The following is a 15,660-nucleotide window of genomic DNA, read 5'->3' as shown; positions in this document are numbered from 1 at the left end:
AGCGGGGCCCGAAGGCCCCGCCGATCAACGCTGCAAGCAGCTCACGCTATACGCCGGTCGTTCAGATCCCGTTGCGTGCCTTGAACTCACGGCGACGGCGATGCAGCACAGGCTCGGTGTAGCCGTTAGGCTGCTTGGCACCTTCGAGCACCAGCTCGACTGCCGCCTGGAAGGCAACGTTGTCGTCGAAGTTGCCCGCCATCGGGCGATACAGCGGGTCGTTGGCGTTCTGCTTGTCGACCACTGCCGCCATGCGCTTGAGGCTTTCGAGCACCTGCTCCTGGCTGACTACACCATGTCGCAGCCAGTTGGCCAGCAACTGGGCGGAAATGCGCAAGGTGGCGCGGTCTTCCATCAGCCCCACGTTGTTGATGTCGGGCACTTTGGAGCAACCCACACCCTGATCGATCCAGCGCACCACGTAGCCCAGGATGCCCTGGGCATTGTTGTCCAGCTCGTTGCGGATTTCCTCGTCCGACCAGTTGGGGTTGGTCGCCAGCGGAATGGCCAGGATGTCATCGACCGAAGCCGGTGTGCGCGAAGCCAGCTCGCGCTGGCGCGCCTGCACATCCACCTTGTGGTAGTGCAGGGCGTGCAGGGTGGCTGCCGTCGGCGAAGGCACCCACGCGGTATTGGCACCGGCCAGCGGGTGAGCGATCTTCTGCTCCAGCATGGCGGCCATCAGGTCGGGCATGGCCCACATGCCCTTGCCGATCTGCGCACGCCCTTGCAGGCCGGTGGCAAGGCCTACATCGACGTTGTTGTTTTCATAGGCGCCGATCCACTTCTCGTTCTTCATGGCGCCTTTGCGCACGACCGGGCCTGCCTCCATGGAGGTATGGATTTCGTCGCCCGTGCGATCGAGGAAGCCCGTATTGATGAACACCACGCGCTCGGCAGCGGCCTTGATGCAGGACTTGAGGTTGACCGTTGTGCGGCGCTCTTCGTCCATGATGCCGACCTTGACGGTATTGCGCTGCATACCCAGCAGGTCTTCGACCCGGCTGAATATCTCGGCGGCGAACGCCACTTCCTCCGGGCCATGCATCTTCGGCTTGACGATGTACACACTGCCGGTACGGGTATTGCGGCGACTGGTGGTGCCGTTGAGGTTGTGCAGCGCCATGAGGTTGGTGAACAGACCGTCCTGGATACCTTCCGGGACTTCGTTACCCTGCGCGTCGAGGATGGCCGGGTTGGTCATCAGGTGACCCACGTTGCGCACGAACAGCAGCGAGCGACCATGCAGCGTGACGCTGCCCCCGTTCGGCGCTGCGTACTCGCGATCGGGGTTCATGGTGCGGGTGAACGTCTTGCCGCCCTTGCTGACGCTTTCGGCCAGGTCACCTTTCATCAGCCCCAGCCAATTGCGATACACGATCACTTTGTCGTCGGCGTCGACTGCCGCCACGGAGTCTTCGCAGTCCATGATGGTGGTCAGTGCCGATTCCATCAGGATGTCCTTGACGCCTGCGGCATCGGTGCTGCCCACCGGGGTACTGGCATCGATCTGGATTTCGAAGTGCAGGCCATTGTGCTTGAGCAACACGGCAGTGGGGGCGTTGCTGTCGCCGTGGAACCCGACCAGTTGGGCGTCGTCACGCAGGCCCGTGTTGCTGCCGCCTTTGAGGGTGACGACCAACTGGCCAGCCTCGATGCGATAGGCCGTGGAGTCGACGTGCGAACCAGCAGCCAGTGGTGCCGCTTCGTCGAGGAAGGCACGGGCGAAGGCGATCACTTTGTCGCCACGTACCTTGTTGTAGCCTTGCCCCTTTTCGGCGCCGCCTTCCTCGCTGATGGCGTCGGTGCCGTAGAGCGCGTCGTACAGCGAGCCCCAGCGGGCATTCGCGGCGTTCAGGGCAAAGCGTGCATTCATGACCGGTACCACCAACTGCGGACCGGCCATGTGGGCGATTTCTTCGTCCACGTTTTGCGTAGTGGCCTGGAAATCGTCGGCTTGTGGCAGCAGGTAACCGATTTCCTGAAGGAAAGCCTTGTAGGCCGGGGCGTCGTGGGCCTGGCCTTTGCGGGCCTGGTGCCAGGCGTCGATCTGGGCTTGCAGCTCGTCGCGCTTGGCGAGGAGGGCTTTGTTCTTTGGAGCGAGGTCGTTGATGATCTTTTCAGCACCTGCCCAGAACTGCTCGGCGATGATGCCGGTTCCGGGGATGGCTTCGTTGTTCACGAAGTCGTACAGGACTTTGGCGACCTGAAGGCCACCGACTTGAACGTATCCAGTCATTGCTTGCCTCACTCTGCTCAGCTATTTCGCTCTTTTGTATTGAGCCTGTAGCGCTTCTCCTCGCACGGCACCAGTGCATGCCTCCGGTACAAGCTCGGACGCGGCTGGGTGCGGTTTGCCTGCCTGACAGCAAGCAACGTGCATTCTTCACAGGCGCCTCGACAGACCTTCAAACGACGTTGTGTAGTCCGCGCCCACGGATACTACATGAAGCAGCCGGCTGGGCACTATCAGACTAAAAGCGCCGTCAGGCGACCTGTTGGTCGCACAGGATCCTGCAAGGAAGCGCCATGTTCGCAAAAAACGGAGTGATTGTTCCAGATAAATCTAAAAACAGTACACGATTTATAAGGAGGATTGCCCTGCGGCAGGTTGACGCGCCTTGCCTATACTGTGGCGACACCTTGGCGCTGTATGGCCTGAACCCCACTCGAGGAACATTCCGTGGAACATCTTGTGCTTACCGTGATCGCCCCGGACAAGGCCGGCCAAGTCGAGCGGATCGCCCAGTGCATCGCCGACTTCGAGGGTAACTGGCTGGAAAGCAGCATGTCGCGCATGGCTGGGCAATTTGCCGGCATCCTGCGGGTGGCAGTGCCGGCGGATCGGTATGACGCGTTGGTGGACGCGCTAGGGGCATTGTCCGCACACGGCATTCGCGTGCAACTGGCCGAAAGTGGCAGCGAGCCTGCCCATGCATCCAAACCCTTTGGCATGGAACTGGTAGGTAACGACCGGCCAGGGATCGTGCGGGATATCACCCGTGTGCTGGCCGAGCTGAATGTGAACGTCGAACGGATTGCCACAGAGGTACGCCCGGCACCGATGAGCAACGAACCCCTGTTTCATGCCGAGGCCCTTCTGGCATTACCCGCGTCCCTGCCGCTGGAGCAGTTGCAGCAACGTCTGGAAGCGCTGGCCGATGACTTGATGGTGGAGTTGCGGTTGCGCGCGGATGAGTAAATGCGGCTCGCCACTGCCGCAGACTCTGGCAGAAGTTATCCCGATTTAGAGAGGACGGCCTTGTGGATAAGCTGGGGCTATCGGGCCCCAGCGCCCGGCTTGCAAGGGCTGCAGAGATTTGATCGAAAATTGATCAATGCAGAGGGGGTTGTGCACAAACGGCGGGGACGAGGGTGTGGATAAGCTCTGGAGATGTCTCTGCAGGCCATGTATATCAAGGCGTACAGAGACATGATCGTTTTTTGATCAGCGACTTTTACGCAAACTCCACCACGCATCGACGCTGTACAACGCCAGCCCTGCCCAGATGAACATGAATGCGGTAAGCGTGCTTGGGGATAGATGCTCGTCGAACAGCCAGATGGCCTGGAGCAAGACCAGCGTTGGCGCCAGGTATTGCAGAAAGCCCAGCGTGGTGTAGGGCAGATGCCGTGCGGCAGCGTTGAAACACACCAGCGGCACCAGTGTCACGGGGCCTGCAGCCATCAGCCACAAGGCCTCGCTTGTGGTGTAGAACTCACCTTGCGCGCTCATCGCGCCGGGGTGCAGCAGCAACCACCCAAGCGCCAGCGGTACCAGCATCCAGGTCTCGACAACCAGGCCGGGCAGGGCCGCCACGGGGGCTTGCTTGCGAATAAGCCCGTAGAACCCGAAGGTCAGCGCCAGTGCCAAGGATACCCAGGGCAGGCTGCCCACCTGCCAGACCTGTTGCATGACGCCGAGCGCGGCCAGGCTGACCGCCAGCCACTGCAAACGGCGCAAGCGCTCGCCGAGAATCAGCATGCCGAGCAGCACGTTGATCAGCGGGTTGATGTAGTAGCCAAGGCTGGCCTCGAGCATGCGTCCGTTGTTCACCGACCAGACATACGTCAGCCAATTGGCTGCGATCAATGTGCCGCTCAATGCCAGGATGGCCAAGCGCCGCGGGTTGTCGCGCAGGTCGCGCCACCAGCCGGGGTGTTTCCAGAAGGCGAGCAGTATCGAGCCGAACAGCGCTGACCACAGCACACGGTGGACGATGATCTCCACGGCGGGGACGCTTTGGATGGCTTTGAAGTACAGGGGGAACAGGCCCCAGATGATGTAGGCACTCAGGCCCAGTAGATACCCGCGACGCGGGTTTGCAGCGTGCATGCAGAGTCCTTGCTTAAGATGCTGATTAACGGCAGCTATTGTAGACAGCGCCGACGGTCGATCTAGAACAACTTGAGTGGGGCTTCATCGAGGGCGGCCATTTGCTCACGCAGCGCCAGAATCTGATCACCCCAGTACCTAGGCTGACCGAACCACGGGAAGCTGGGCGGAAATGCCGGATCGTCCCAGCGACGCGCCAGCCAGGCACTGTAGTGGAGTTGACGCAGGGCACGCAGCGGCTCGATCAACGCCAGCTCACGCGGGTCGAAGTCGTGAAATTCGTTGTAGCCCTCGACCAGCTCGGCCAACTGGCCCTGACGCTCATCCCGATTGCCTGCCAGCATCATCCACAGGTCCTGTACCGCAGGGCCCATGCGGCAGTCGTCCAGGTCAACCACATGGTAGATCTCGTCGCGGTGCATCAGGTTGCCCGGGTGCAAGTCACCGTGCAGGCGGATGACCTGGTGCGGGGTGCGGGCATAGATGGCTTCCACTCGAGCCAGTACATCGCGCGCGACCGATTCGAAGGCGGGCAACAGTTCCCGGGGCACGAACCCGCCTTTTAGCAGTGTGTCCAGTGAGGCGTGCCCGAAGTTATCCACAGCCAACGCTTCCCGGTGTTCGAACGGCCGGCTGGCAGCCACGGCATGCAGGCGTCCGATCAACTGGCCCAAGCGGTACAACTGATCGAGGTTGCCGGGTTCAGGGGCATGCCCACCACGGCGCGGGAACAGCGTAAAGCGAAAGCCACCGTGTTCGAACAACGTGTTGCCTTGATGCTGCAGAGGCGCTACCACCGGCACTTCGCAGCCGGCCAATTCGGCCGTGAAGCGGTGTTCTTCGACGATGGCTGCATCGCTCCAGCGACCGGGTCGATAGAACTTGGCGATCAAGGGCTGCTCGCCCTCGATGCCCACTTGGTAGACGCGGTTTTCATAGCTGTTGAGTGCCAATACCCGCGCATCGCTGAGAAACCCCAATGATTCCACGGCGTCGAGCACCACGTCGGGGGTGAGTGTGGCGAACGGGTGGGACATGATGACTCCGGCGGTAGGCAGCGTGGCCCCCATGTTACCGCGTTGGCCACCGAGGCGCCGCAGGGCACTCGGCCATGTGCCAAACGCCGTTACAGGTCAGGCCGGGATACCAATCACCACATCGGCGGCCGAGAACTGCGCACGCAGGGCGCTGCCAACGGTCACCTGGTGCTCTGCCAGCCAGGCCGGTTCGGCGAAGGCGCACAGGGTCTGACCATTGCCAAGCGCAAGGCGCACCTCGTGGGGGCCATCGGTGCCCGTCAGAATCGAGTCCACGGTCACCTGCAGGCAATTGTGCTGTTGATCCGCCTCGTCGCTGTGGCCCAGCAGGCGCACCCAACCTGCCTTGAGCAAGGCCACCACCGTCGTGCCCAAGGTCAGCCCAAGGCGCTCGGTGCTGTCATGAGTGATCAAGGCTTCGATCTGCAGCCCCCCACTCAGTGCAAGGCCGACCCGATCATGCCACCCCACGCGATGAAGGGCGCTGACCTGGCCTTGCAGCTGATTCCGGGCGCTGGTGCGCAGCATCAGGCGACCGAGCAGGTCAAGGTCGCTCACATCATCGGTGGCTTCGAGCAACTGAGCTTGCAAGGCTTGCAGGCGCTGATACAGCCTCAGCACCCGTTCGCCTTCGGCAGACAGGCGTGCACCGCCGCCGCCGCGCCCGCCAGTGCTGCGCTCTACCAAGGGGCTGCTGGCCAGGTTGTTGAGTTCATCGATCGCATCCCAGGCAGCTTTGTAGCTCATGCCGGCAGCCTTGGCGGCGCGGGTGATGGAGCCCTGCTCGGCAATGTGCTGCAAGAGGGCCACGCGCTGTGGGCGGCGGGTAATGTGATGGGTCAGTGGGGCAGGTAAGGGCATGGGCATCCGACCGGTTCGGTGATGGGCCAGTGTACGGGGTGGGCGTAGCGTACCACTGCGTCGCCGCCACTGGCCTGCACGCTCATGCATAGCCGGGCTTGGGTGTGCGTGCCAGGCAGTAGACGTCTACACGTGCGGCACCTGCCTTGCGCAGGACCTGTGCAACAGCCTGCGCCGTCGCGCCGGTGGTCAGTACATCATCGACGAGCGCGACATGCTGGCCGTGCAGGCCACCGCATACGGCGAACGCCTGACGCAGGTTGCGCCATCGAGCCTTGGCGCTCAGATGCTGCTGGGCCGTGGTGTGGCGGGTGCGTACCAGCAGGTGTTCGACGAAGGGCACTGCCAGTTGCCTTGACCACCAACGCGCCAGCATCGCAGCCTGGTTGAACCCCCGTTCACGCAGCCGGCGCCGTGTCAGGGGTACAGCAAGCAGCACGTCGGGGCGGGGCAGGCCTTCGGCATAGTGATGGCTCAGCGCATGACCGGCAATCTCAGCCATCAGGCGTCCCAGCGGCCACTGACGGTTGTGCTTGAACCGACTGATCAGGGTGTCCACCGGAAATGTGAAATGCCAGGGTGCCAGAACCCGTTCGAATGCTGGCGGCCTGCGGTTGCACTGTCCGCATTCCATGCCTGCCATGGCCAGAGGCAGGGCGCACCGTGAGCAGTGGTCATCATTCAGCCAGGGCAGTTGTTGTTCACATGGCTCGCATAGCGCGTAGGGCTGGAGCGCAGTGGCACCGCATAGTGCGCATATTTGGTTAACTAGTGACCAATTGTAGACCAGCTTCTTAAGCTTAAGTTGACAGTTCATGGGCCTTCCCTGACTATTTCGGCTATCCGTGAAGCGCGGGCGTTCTCCTTGCCCGGCGCCTGCTAGAGCCTAAACAAGGAAACGCCGATGAGCGCCAGTACAACTGCAACAACACGTCACGACTGGTCCCTGGCCGAGGTCAAGGCGCTGTTCCAACAGCCGTTCAACGACCTGATCTTCAACGCCCAGGCTGTACACCGTGCGCATTTCGACGCCAACCGGGTGCAAGTCTCAACCCTGCTGTCGATCAAGACCGGTGCCTGCCCCGAAGACTGTAAGTACTGCCCGCAGTCCGGGCACTACAACACCGGCCTGGAAAAGCAGAAGCTCATGGAGGTGCAGAAGGTGCTCGAGGAGGCCGCGCGCGCCAAGGCCATTGGTTCCACGCGCTTTTGCATGGGCGCTGCGTGGAAGCACCCTTCGGCCAAGGACATGCCCTATGTGCTGGAGATGGTCAAAGGGGTCAAGGCCATGGGCCTGGAAACCTGCATGACCCTCGGCAAGCTCGACCAGGAGCAGACCCAGGCGCTGGCCCAGGCGGGCCTGGACTATTACAACCACAACCTCGATACCTCCCCCGAGTTCTACGGCAGCATCATCACTACGCGCACCTACGCCGAGCGCTTGCAGACCCTGGCCTATGTGCGCGATGCCGGCATGAAGATCTGCTCTGGCGGCATCCTCGGCATGGGCGAGACGCTCGATGACCGCGCAGGCCTGCTGATTCAACTGGCCAACCTGCCTGAGCATCCGGAGTCCGTGCCGATCAACATGCTGGTCAAGGTGGCCGGTACGCCGCTGGCCGACGAGGCCGACGTCGATCCGTTCGACTTCATCCGCATGCTGGCAGTGGCCCGTATTCTCATGCCCAAGTCGCACGTGCGCCTTTCGGCAGGCCGTGAGCAGATGAACGAGCAAATGCAGGCCTTGGCATTCCTGGCCGGTGCCAACTCGATCTTCTACGGTGAAAAGTTGCTGACAACGGCCAACCCGCAGGCCGACAAGGACATGCAGCTGTTCGCACGCCTGGGAATCAAGCCTGAAGCCGGTGAAGAGCACGCCGATGAAGTCCACCAGGCTGCGATCGAGCAGGCGCTGGTCGAACAGCGCAACGATGCGTTGTTCTACGATGCAGCTTCGGCCTGACATGGCCTTCGACCTGGCCGCGCGGCTGGCCGACCGGCGCGCGGCGGACCTCTACCGACAGCGCCCCTTGCTGGAAAGCCCACAAGGGCCGCTGGTAGTGGTCGATGGCCAGCCGCTGCTGGCTTTCTGCAGCAACGATTACCTGGGCCTGGCAAGTCATCCTGAAGTGCTCGCGGCCTGGCAGGCAGGTGCTGATCGCTGGGGTGTGGGTGGGGGGGCTTCGCATCTGGTCATAGGCCATACCACGGCACACCATCAACTTGAGCAAGCATTGGCCGAACTCACCGGGCGGCCGCGAGCGTTGCTGTTCTCCACCGGCTACATGGCCAACCTGGGGGTAATCACCGCATTGGTGGGCAAGGGCGATACGGTGTTGCAGGATCGCCTGAACCACGCCTCGCTGCTCGACGGTGGCCTGCTCAGCGGCGCGCGTTTCAGCCGTTACCTGCACAATGATGTCGGCAGCCTGAGCGACCGTCTGGCCAAGGCCACGGGCAATACATTGGTCGTGACCGATGGCGTGTTCAGCATGGACGGTGATGTGGCCGATTTGCCGGCGCTGGCCCAGGCGACGCGTGCGCGCGATGCCTGGCTGATGGTGGACGATGCCCATGGCCTGGGCACCCTGGGTGTGGGCGGCGGAGGGGTCGTCGAGCACTATGGCCTGGGCGTGGACGATGTCCCGGTACTGGTCGGTACGCTGGGCAAGGCCTGCGGTACGGCGGGTGCGTTCGTGGCTGGCAGTGAAGCGCTGATCGAAGCGCTGATCCAGTTCGCCCGGCCTTACATCTACACCACCAGCCAACCGCCCGCCTTGGCCTGCGCCACCCTCAAGAGCCTTGAGCTGGTGCGGACACAGCCTTGGCGACGCGAGCACCTGGCGGCACTGATCCAGCAATTTCGCGAAGGCGCAGAACAACTGGGCTTGCGCCTGATGGAGAGCCAGACGCCGATCCAGCCGATTGTCATCGGTGACAGCGCGCAAGCGCTTCGTCTGTCGCAGCTACTGCGCGAGCGCGGTCTGTTGGTGACCGCTATCCGGCCACCTACGGTGGCGGTCGGTAGTGCGCGATTGCGCGTTACCTTGAGCGCTGCCCACACAGCAGCTCAGGTGCAGCTATTGTTGAATGCATTGGCAGAGTGTTATCCACAGCTGGAGCGCGCCGATGCGTAACCGACTCGTACTGCTACCAGGCTGGGGCCTGGGCACCGCTTCTCTTGAGCCGCTTGCAGCCAGCCTGCGCGCCCAGGACCCTGGGCTTCAGGTGACGCTGATGCCCATGCCGGAGCTGGATCACTGCGACGTCCAGGGTTGGGTCGAGCACCTGGATCGCAAGGTACCCAACGATGTGTGGCTGGGGGGGTGGTCGCTGGGCGGTATGCTGGCCAGTGCCCTGGCCTACAAGCGCGGCGACCACTGTTGCGGCTTGCTCACCCTGGCCAGTAACCCTAGTTTCGTGGCCCGTGCCGATTGGCCTCACGGGATGGCCGAAGACACCTTCGGGACGTTCCTGGATGGTTGCCGCAGCCATCCGTCGGTCACGCTCAAGCGCTTTCGCACGTTGTGCAGCGAAGGGGCCATGCAACCGCGCACCTTGCTTCGCCAGCTGGGTGTAGGCGTTCCAGACACCGATCCGCTGTACCTGGCTACGGCGCTACAGGTACTGGCCCAGCTCGATACCCGAGCAGCGCTGGAGGCATTCGCCGGCCCGCAGCTTCATCTTTTTGCCGGCGCAGATGCCCTAGTGCCAGCCGAAGCTGCGCAGGCGTTGAGCGAGCTGTTGCCCGACGTGGAAGTGGGCCTTGTCGAAGACAGTTCCCATGCGTTTGTGCTCGAGTACCCACAAGAACTGGCCAGCGGTATCAAAAGTTTCCTGCATGAGAGTGGCGATGACTGATCTTTCCCAGCCAGGCTTGCCTGGCGCCTTGCCCGACAAACGCCAGGTGGCCACGTCGTTTTCGCGTGCGGCAGCCAGCTATGACAGCGTGGCAGCCCTGCAGCGTTCGGTCGGCATGAACCTGCTGACGATGCTGCCATCTGACCTCGAACCGACTCGCTGGCTTGATCTGGGCAGTGGCACGGGCCATTTCAGCCGGGTGCTTGCCGAGCGTTACGGGCCTGCAAGCGGTGTTGCCGTGGACATCGCCGAGGGCATGCTGCGTCATGCTCGCGATCGAGCCGATGGCGCCCAAAGCTACATCGTCGGCGATGCCGAGCGCTTGCCGCTGGGGGAGGGGTGCGTCGATCTCGTCTTTTCCAGCCTGGCCGTCCAGTGGTGCAGCCATTTTGCCCAAGTGCTGGAAGAAGCTTCGCGTATTCTGCGACCAGGCGGCGTCCTGGCTTTCAGCAGCCTGTGCGTGGGTACGCTCGATGAATTGCGCGGCAGTTGGCAGGCCGTGGATGGCCAGGTTCACGTCAACCGCTTCAGGCGCTTCGACGAATACCAACGTTCATGTGCAGCCAGTGCCCTCGAAACGCAGGTACTGCAACAGTTGCCGCATGTATTGCATTATGCACACGTGCGCACATTGACCCATGAACTCAAGGCGCTGGGGGCGCACAACCTCAACCCGGGTCGTCCTGCCGGGCTCACCGGGCGCGCCCGCATGCAGGGTATGCTCCAGGCGTACGAGGCCTACCGCCAGCCCCAAGGGCTGCCTGCCACTTATCAAGTGGTCTACGGCGTGCTGCGCAAGCCTGTGGCATAGGAGTACTTCATGAGTCAGGCGTATTTCATTGCCGGAACTGACACCGATGTCGGCAAGACCACCATTGCAGCCGGTCTTCTACACGCAGCGAAGTTGCAGGGGTTGAGCACCCTGGGGGCCAAGCCGGTGGCATCTGGCTGCAGCATGACGGCCAAGGGCTTGCGCAACAGCGACGCCCTGGCGCTGATCGACGAGAGCACCATCAAGCTCGCCTACGAGCAGGTCAACCCATTCGCCTTCGAGCCAGCCATCGCCCCCCATGTCGCCGCGCGGGAAGCCGGTGTGACGCTGGCGGTGGCGCAGCTGCTGGCGGATATGCGCACGGTGTTGCAGCACCAGGCCGATTTCACCTTGATCGAAGGCGCAGGCGGCTGGCGGGTGCCGCTTTCGGGCCTGGCGAACCTGTCGGACCTGGCCGTTGCATTGCAGCTGCCGGTCATCCTGGTGGTCGGGGTAAGGCTGGGCTGCATCAGCCACGCGCTGCTCAGTGCCGAAGCCATCGAACGGGACGGACTGCAGCTCGCCGGGTGGGTGGCGAACATCATCGAGCCAAAAACGTCGCGGCTCGAAGAGAATCTGGCCAGCCTGGCCGAACGGCTGCCGGCGCCTTGTCTGGGCCGAGTGCCCAAGCTCAAGCAAGCCACGGCGGACAAGGTGGCCGAGCATTTGCAGCTGGACTTGCTGGATTAACCAGCGCGTGTCTGCGGTAGCGGCGGGGCCAAGCGTGTGCAAGGTTAACTGACGCTGGTATGGTCAAGGCCTATCAAGTGGCACTGAGCCATTAGCGATTTAAACGGGCTTTTTGGTAGCTGGCCTGCTTTAATGAGGCCTCACCGTCATCCAGTGTCGATGGAGTCCTGACATGGAAATCACCGGTAGCTCCGCCTTCTACGCAGGCCTTGGTGCCATTCACAATGGTCAGAATCGCGTTGACCAGGCCGCCAGCCAGGTCGCCAACACCACCGCCGAACGTTCCGCCACCAGTCAGTCGAGTGATTTTCAGGCCGAGCGGCTGCGTGCCGTCGACAGAAGTCAGCAAATGGACCTGGCCACCAGCACCGTGCAAATGGCGCTGGGCAGAACCGAAGTCGAGCTTGGCGCCAAAGTCGTCAAGGCATCCGACGAAATGCTGGGTCGTATCATCGACACCTACGCCTAACGGTCGATAGCGCGTTCCCGCCTGCCACACACCGCCCAGAGGCTTGCACTGCCTCGTTTTCTTTTCTTCGCCAGAAGCGTCCCCGTCCTCACGGGCGAAGTGGCGTGGGCGTTGATGGCGGATTCGCCATTTTTCGTGGCGTAAATGGCACCTCTGGCCCTTCTTGACATCCGCCAGCGGTAAACGTAAGTTTCAAACAACTGTTTGATAGACCCTGCCGCGTGCGCCGGTCCCCCACAGAACTCACCTAGAGGTTCATCGCGATGCCTGACTACAAAGCCCCCCTGCGTGATATTCGCTTCGTGCGTGATGAGCTACTCGGCTACGAGGCGCACTATCAGAGCCTGCCAGGTTGCCAGGACGCCACGCCCGACATGGTGGACGCGATTCTCGAGGAAGGTGCGAAGTTCTGTGAGCAGGTACTGTCGCCGCTCAACCGCGTAGGCGATCAGGAAGGCTGCACCTGGAGCGAGGCGGGCGTGAAGACGCCGACCGGTTTCAAGGAAGCCTACCAGCAGTTCGTCGAAGGCGGCTGGCCGAGCCTGGCGCACGATGTGGAGCACGGTGGTCAGGGGTTGCCCGAGTCGCTGGGCCTGGCCCTGAGCGAAATGGTGGGCGGTGCCAACTGGTCGTGGGGCATGTACCCAGGCTTGTCCCACGGCGCAATGAACACCATCTCGGCCCACGGCACTGCCGAACAGCAGCACACCTACCTGACCAAGCTGGTTTCGGGTGAATGGACCGGCACCATGTGCCTGACCGAACCGCACTGCGGCACCGACCTGGGCATGCTACGCACCAAGGCCGAACCCCAGGCCGATGGCAGCTACAAGGTCAGCGGTACCAAGATCTTCATTTCGGCCGGTGAGCACGACATGGCCGAGAACATCGTGCACATCGTGCTGGCACGCCTGCCCGATGCACCGGCTGGCACCAAGGGCATTTCCCTGTTCATCGTGCCGAAGTTCCTGCCCAACGCCGAAGGCGCAGCGGGTGAGCGCAATGGTGTGAGCTGCGGCTCCATCGAGCACAAGATGGGTATCCATGGCAATGCCACCTGCGTGATGAACTTCGACGCAGCCACCGGTTACCTGATCGGCCCGGCCAACAAAGGCCTGAACTGCATGTTCACCTTCATGAACACGGCACGCCTGGGGACTGCGCTGCAAGGCCTGGCCCATGCCGAAGTGGCCTTCCAGGGTGGCTTGAAGTATGCCCGCGAGCGCCTGCAGATGCGCTCGCTGACCGGGCCCAAGGCGCCTGAGAAGGCCGCCGACCCGATCATCGTCCACCCGGATGTACGTCGCATGCTCCTGACCATGAAGGCCTTCGCCGAGGGCACCCGTGCGATGGTCTACTTCACGGCCAAGCAGGTGGACATCGTCAAGTACAGTCAGGATGAGGAAGAGCGCAAGAAGGCCGATGCCCTGCTGGCGTTCCTGACCCCAATCGCCAAGGCCTTCATGACCGAAGTCGGCTTCGAGGCGGCCAACCATGGGGTTCAGGTCTACGGTGGGCATGGCTTCATCGCCGAGTGGGGCATGGAGCAGAACGTTCGTGACAGCCGTATTTCCATGCTGTACGAGGGCACCACGGGCATCCAGGCCCTGGACCTGCTGGGCCGCAAGGTGCTGATGACCCAAGGCGAGGCCCTCAAGGGCTTCACCAAGATCGTGCACAAGTTCTGCCAGTCGCAGGAAGGCAACGAGGCGGTCAACGAGTTCGTTCAGCCCCTGGCTGCGTTGAACAAGGAATGGGGCGAGCTGACCATGAAGGTGGGCATGGCTGCCATGAAGGACCGTGAGGAAGTGGGTGCGGCATCGGTGGACTACCTCATGTACTCCGGCTACGCCTGCCTGGCTTACTTCTGGGCCGACATTGCCCGCTTGGCTGCCGAAAAGCTGGCAGCAGGTACCAGTGAAGCGGCGTTCTACACCGCCAAGCTGCAAACGGCACGCTTCTACTTCCAGCGCATCCTGCCGCGTACCCGCACGCATGTGGCTGCCATGCTGTCCGGTGCTGACAACCTGATGGCCATGGACGAAGAACACTTCGGCCTGGCTTACTGAGTCACCTCAGGTCGTATGCGAACCGTCTGCTCCGGCAGGCGGTTTTTTTATGTCTGGCGCAAGGCAACGGTAAAGGCGCTCAAGTGTCCAGGTGAATGGCCGATCAACTAAGGGCACAATGCCACTATTGGTCTGCCAGGTTGGAATTGCCCTTGCTTCGCCTTAACGCTGTCCGCCCAAGCCATTTCGTACCCTCTCTCGTCTTGCTGGGGGCAGGCTTGGCTGCGGCTTACGTCAAGGACCTCAGCGTTTTCTTTACATCGCTTTTCAATGTGCTGCCAACCCTCGTGCTGTTGATGGGCGGCGCCTATTGCGCGGTGTACAGGCGCCAGCGGGAGCTGTTTCTGATGCTCACGGTCTACATCGCCTATTTCCTGCTCGATACCCAGACTGACTTCTATCGAGACAACGGCCGCGTTCGTGAAGATGCTGCCGTGATCTTCCACCTCGTGTGCCTGCTGTTACCGGCGTTGTATGGCCTTTATGGCATCTGGCAGGAGCGCACGCACCTGCTCCAGGACCTGGTCGCCAGGTGTGCGGTGCTGTTGGCCACGGCCGCAGTGGCGGCCGGCTTCGAGCAAAGCTTTCCCGAGGCACTGCTGGCCAGCCTGGCGGAAATCCGCTGGCCGATCTTGCACGGTCAGTGGATGAGCCTGATTCAGCTGGCCTACCCGGTGTTCATGGGCATGCTGGCCTTACTCGTCGTACAGTACCTGCGTGCGCCCAGGCCCCTGCATGGCGCCTTGATCGTGGGCCTGGTCGGTATTTTCTGGATGCTGCCCAAGACGTTCGTGTTGCCTTTCACGCTGAACATCATGTGCAGCCAGGTCATGCTGATGATTGCCACGGCAGTCGCTCACGAAGCGTACCAGATGGCGTTCCGTGACGAGCTCACCGGGTTGCCGGGCCGTCGCGCGCTCAATGAGCGCCTGCAGCGACTAGGGCGCTCCTATGTGATCGCCATGGCCGACGTGGACCATTTCAAGCGCTTCAACGACACCCATGGCCATGATGTGGGCGACCAGGTATTGCGGCTGGTGGCCAGCCGGCTTGGCAAGGTCAAGGGGGGAGGCCGCGCCTACCGCTATGGCGGCGAAGAATTCGCCGTGGTGTTCGCGGGCAAGACGGCTGACCAGTGCGTGCCGCATCTGGAAGCGGTTCGAGAAGCGATTGCCGGCTATGCCATGCACTTGCGTGACCAGAGTGCTCGTCCGCTGGATGACAACGCCGGCCGCCAGCGCCGCACAGGCAGCAGTGGCGACACGGTTACCGTGACCATCAGCGTAGGTGTGGCCGAACGGCAGGGCGATAACCGCAGCGTTGAAGAGGTGCTCAAGGCTGCCGATCAGGCGCTGTACGCTGCCAAGGCCGCGGGGCGTAATTGCTTGATGGTGCACGGCCTGAAAAATCGTCGGGGAGCAGTGCGGGAAGCGTGACCATAACTGACTACCTAGTCTCTTGATGACCCTATGTGTCGTAAAAGTTGTTCGGTTACACTGGTTCCACTACCCGTGCTGCGATGCTCA

At 62.2% G+C, this 15,660-nt stretch carries 14 protein-coding genes; 9 read left to right on the top strand and 5 right to left on the bottom strand.

From position 1 onward, the window contains the following. Positions 1-61: 61 nt before the first annotated feature. A complete protein-coding gene (locus CRP40_RS05060) occupies positions 62-2,239 on the bottom strand; it encodes a malate synthase G (protein WP_027913592.1) in 2,178 nt (725 codons plus the stop codon). Between the two features lie 444 nt (positions 2,240-2,683). Here CRP40_RS05060 and CRP40_RS05055 point away from each other — a divergent pair, with 444 nt between their 5' ends. Beyond that, positions 2,684-3,202, top strand: a complete 519-nt coding sequence (locus CRP40_RS05055) for an ACT domain-containing protein (protein ID WP_027913593.1) — start codon at positions 2,684-2,686, stop codon at positions 3,200-3,202. 246 nt (positions 3,203-3,448) lie between these two features. On the opposite strand, the gene rarD is transcribed toward CRP40_RS05055, so the two are convergent. The 4 genes from rarD to CRP40_RS05035 all read right to left on the bottom strand — a co-directional run bounded on the left by rarD (position 3,449) and on the right by CRP40_RS05035 (position 7,051). Next, on the bottom strand, positions 3,449-4,336 hold the full coding sequence (gene rarD / locus CRP40_RS05050) for an EamA family transporter RarD (RefSeq protein WP_027913594.1): 888 nt from the start codon (positions 4,334-4,336) through the stop codon (positions 3,449-3,451). 62 nt (positions 4,337-4,398) lie between these two features. Continuing rightward, on the bottom strand, positions 4,399-5,373 hold the full coding sequence (locus CRP40_RS05045) for a serine/threonine protein kinase (protein WP_027913595.1): 975 nt from the start codon (positions 5,371-5,373) through the stop codon (positions 4,399-4,401). A gap of 96 nt (positions 5,374-5,469) precedes the next feature. After that, the gene (locus CRP40_RS05040) at positions 5,470-6,234 is read right to left on the bottom strand and encodes a TOBE domain-containing protein (RefSeq protein ID WP_027913596.1); all 765 of its coding nucleotides are present in this window, start codon (positions 6,232-6,234) and stop codon (positions 5,470-5,472) included. Positions 6,235-6,316: 82 nt separating this feature from the next. After that, positions 6,317-7,051 carry a ComF family protein gene (locus tag CRP40_RS05035; protein ID WP_027913597.1) on the bottom strand — a complete coding sequence of 245 codons (735 nt, stop codon included), beginning with the start codon at positions 7,049-7,051 and terminating at the stop codon, positions 6,317-6,319. A gap of 87 nt (positions 7,052-7,138) precedes the next feature. On the opposite strand from CRP40_RS05035, the gene bioB reads away from it, so the two are divergent. The 8 genes from bioB to CRP40_RS04995 all read left to right on the top strand — a co-directional run bounded on the left by bioB (position 7,139) and on the right by CRP40_RS04995 (position 15,570). Beyond that, positions 7,139-8,197, top strand: a complete 1,059-nt coding sequence (gene bioB, locus CRP40_RS05030; protein ID WP_023532484.1) for a biotin synthase BioB — start codon at positions 7,139-7,141, stop codon at positions 8,195-8,197. 1 nt (position 8,198) lies between these two features. Then, positions 8,199-9,371, top strand: coding sequence for an 8-amino-7-oxononanoate synthase (bioF, locus tag CRP40_RS05025; protein WP_027913598.1), 1,173 nt, complete (start codon positions 8,199-8,201; stop codon positions 9,369-9,371). After that, positions 9,364-10,095 carry an alpha/beta fold hydrolase gene (locus CRP40_RS05020; protein ID WP_027913599.1) on the top strand — a complete coding sequence of 244 codons (732 nt, stop codon included), beginning with the start codon at positions 9,364-9,366 and terminating at the stop codon, positions 10,093-10,095. The genes bioF and CRP40_RS05020 overlap by 8 nt, the downstream gene beginning before the upstream one ends. Continuing rightward, positions 10,088-10,906 (top strand): malonyl-ACP O-methyltransferase BioC, encoded by an 819-nt coding sequence (gene bioC / locus CRP40_RS05015; protein ID WP_027913600.1) that lies wholly within the window; start codon positions 10,088-10,090, stop codon positions 10,904-10,906. The genes CRP40_RS05020 and bioC overlap by 8 nt, the downstream gene beginning before the upstream one ends. A gap of 9 nt (positions 10,907-10,915) precedes the next feature. Then, positions 10,916-11,596, top strand: a complete 681-nt coding sequence (gene bioD, locus CRP40_RS05010) for a dethiobiotin synthase (protein WP_027913601.1) — start codon at positions 10,916-10,918, stop codon at positions 11,594-11,596. A gap of 172 nt (positions 11,597-11,768) precedes the next feature. Then, a complete protein-coding gene (locus tag CRP40_RS05005; protein WP_027913602.1) occupies positions 11,769-12,065 on the top strand; it encodes a hypothetical protein in 297 nt (98 codons plus the stop codon). Positions 12,066-12,328: 263 nt separating this feature from the next. Further along, positions 12,329-14,134, top strand: coding sequence for a phenylacyl-CoA dehydrogenase (locus CRP40_RS05000; RefSeq protein ID WP_027913603.1), 1,806 nt, complete (start codon positions 12,329-12,331; stop codon positions 14,132-14,134). Positions 14,135-14,286: 152 nt separating this feature from the next. After that, a complete protein-coding gene (locus CRP40_RS04995; protein ID WP_027913604.1) occupies positions 14,287-15,570 on the top strand; it encodes a GGDEF domain-containing protein in 1,284 nt (427 codons plus the stop codon). Positions 15,571-15,660: the final 90 nt, after the last annotated feature.

This window comes from Pseudomonas sp. URMO17WK12:I9 (assembly GCF_900230165.1).
Taxonomy (GTDB): Bacteria; Pseudomonadota; Gammaproteobacteria; order Pseudomonadales; family Pseudomonadaceae; genus Aquipseudomonas; species Aquipseudomonas fulva.
This window is presented reverse-complemented; position numbering and strand designations above follow the sequence as displayed.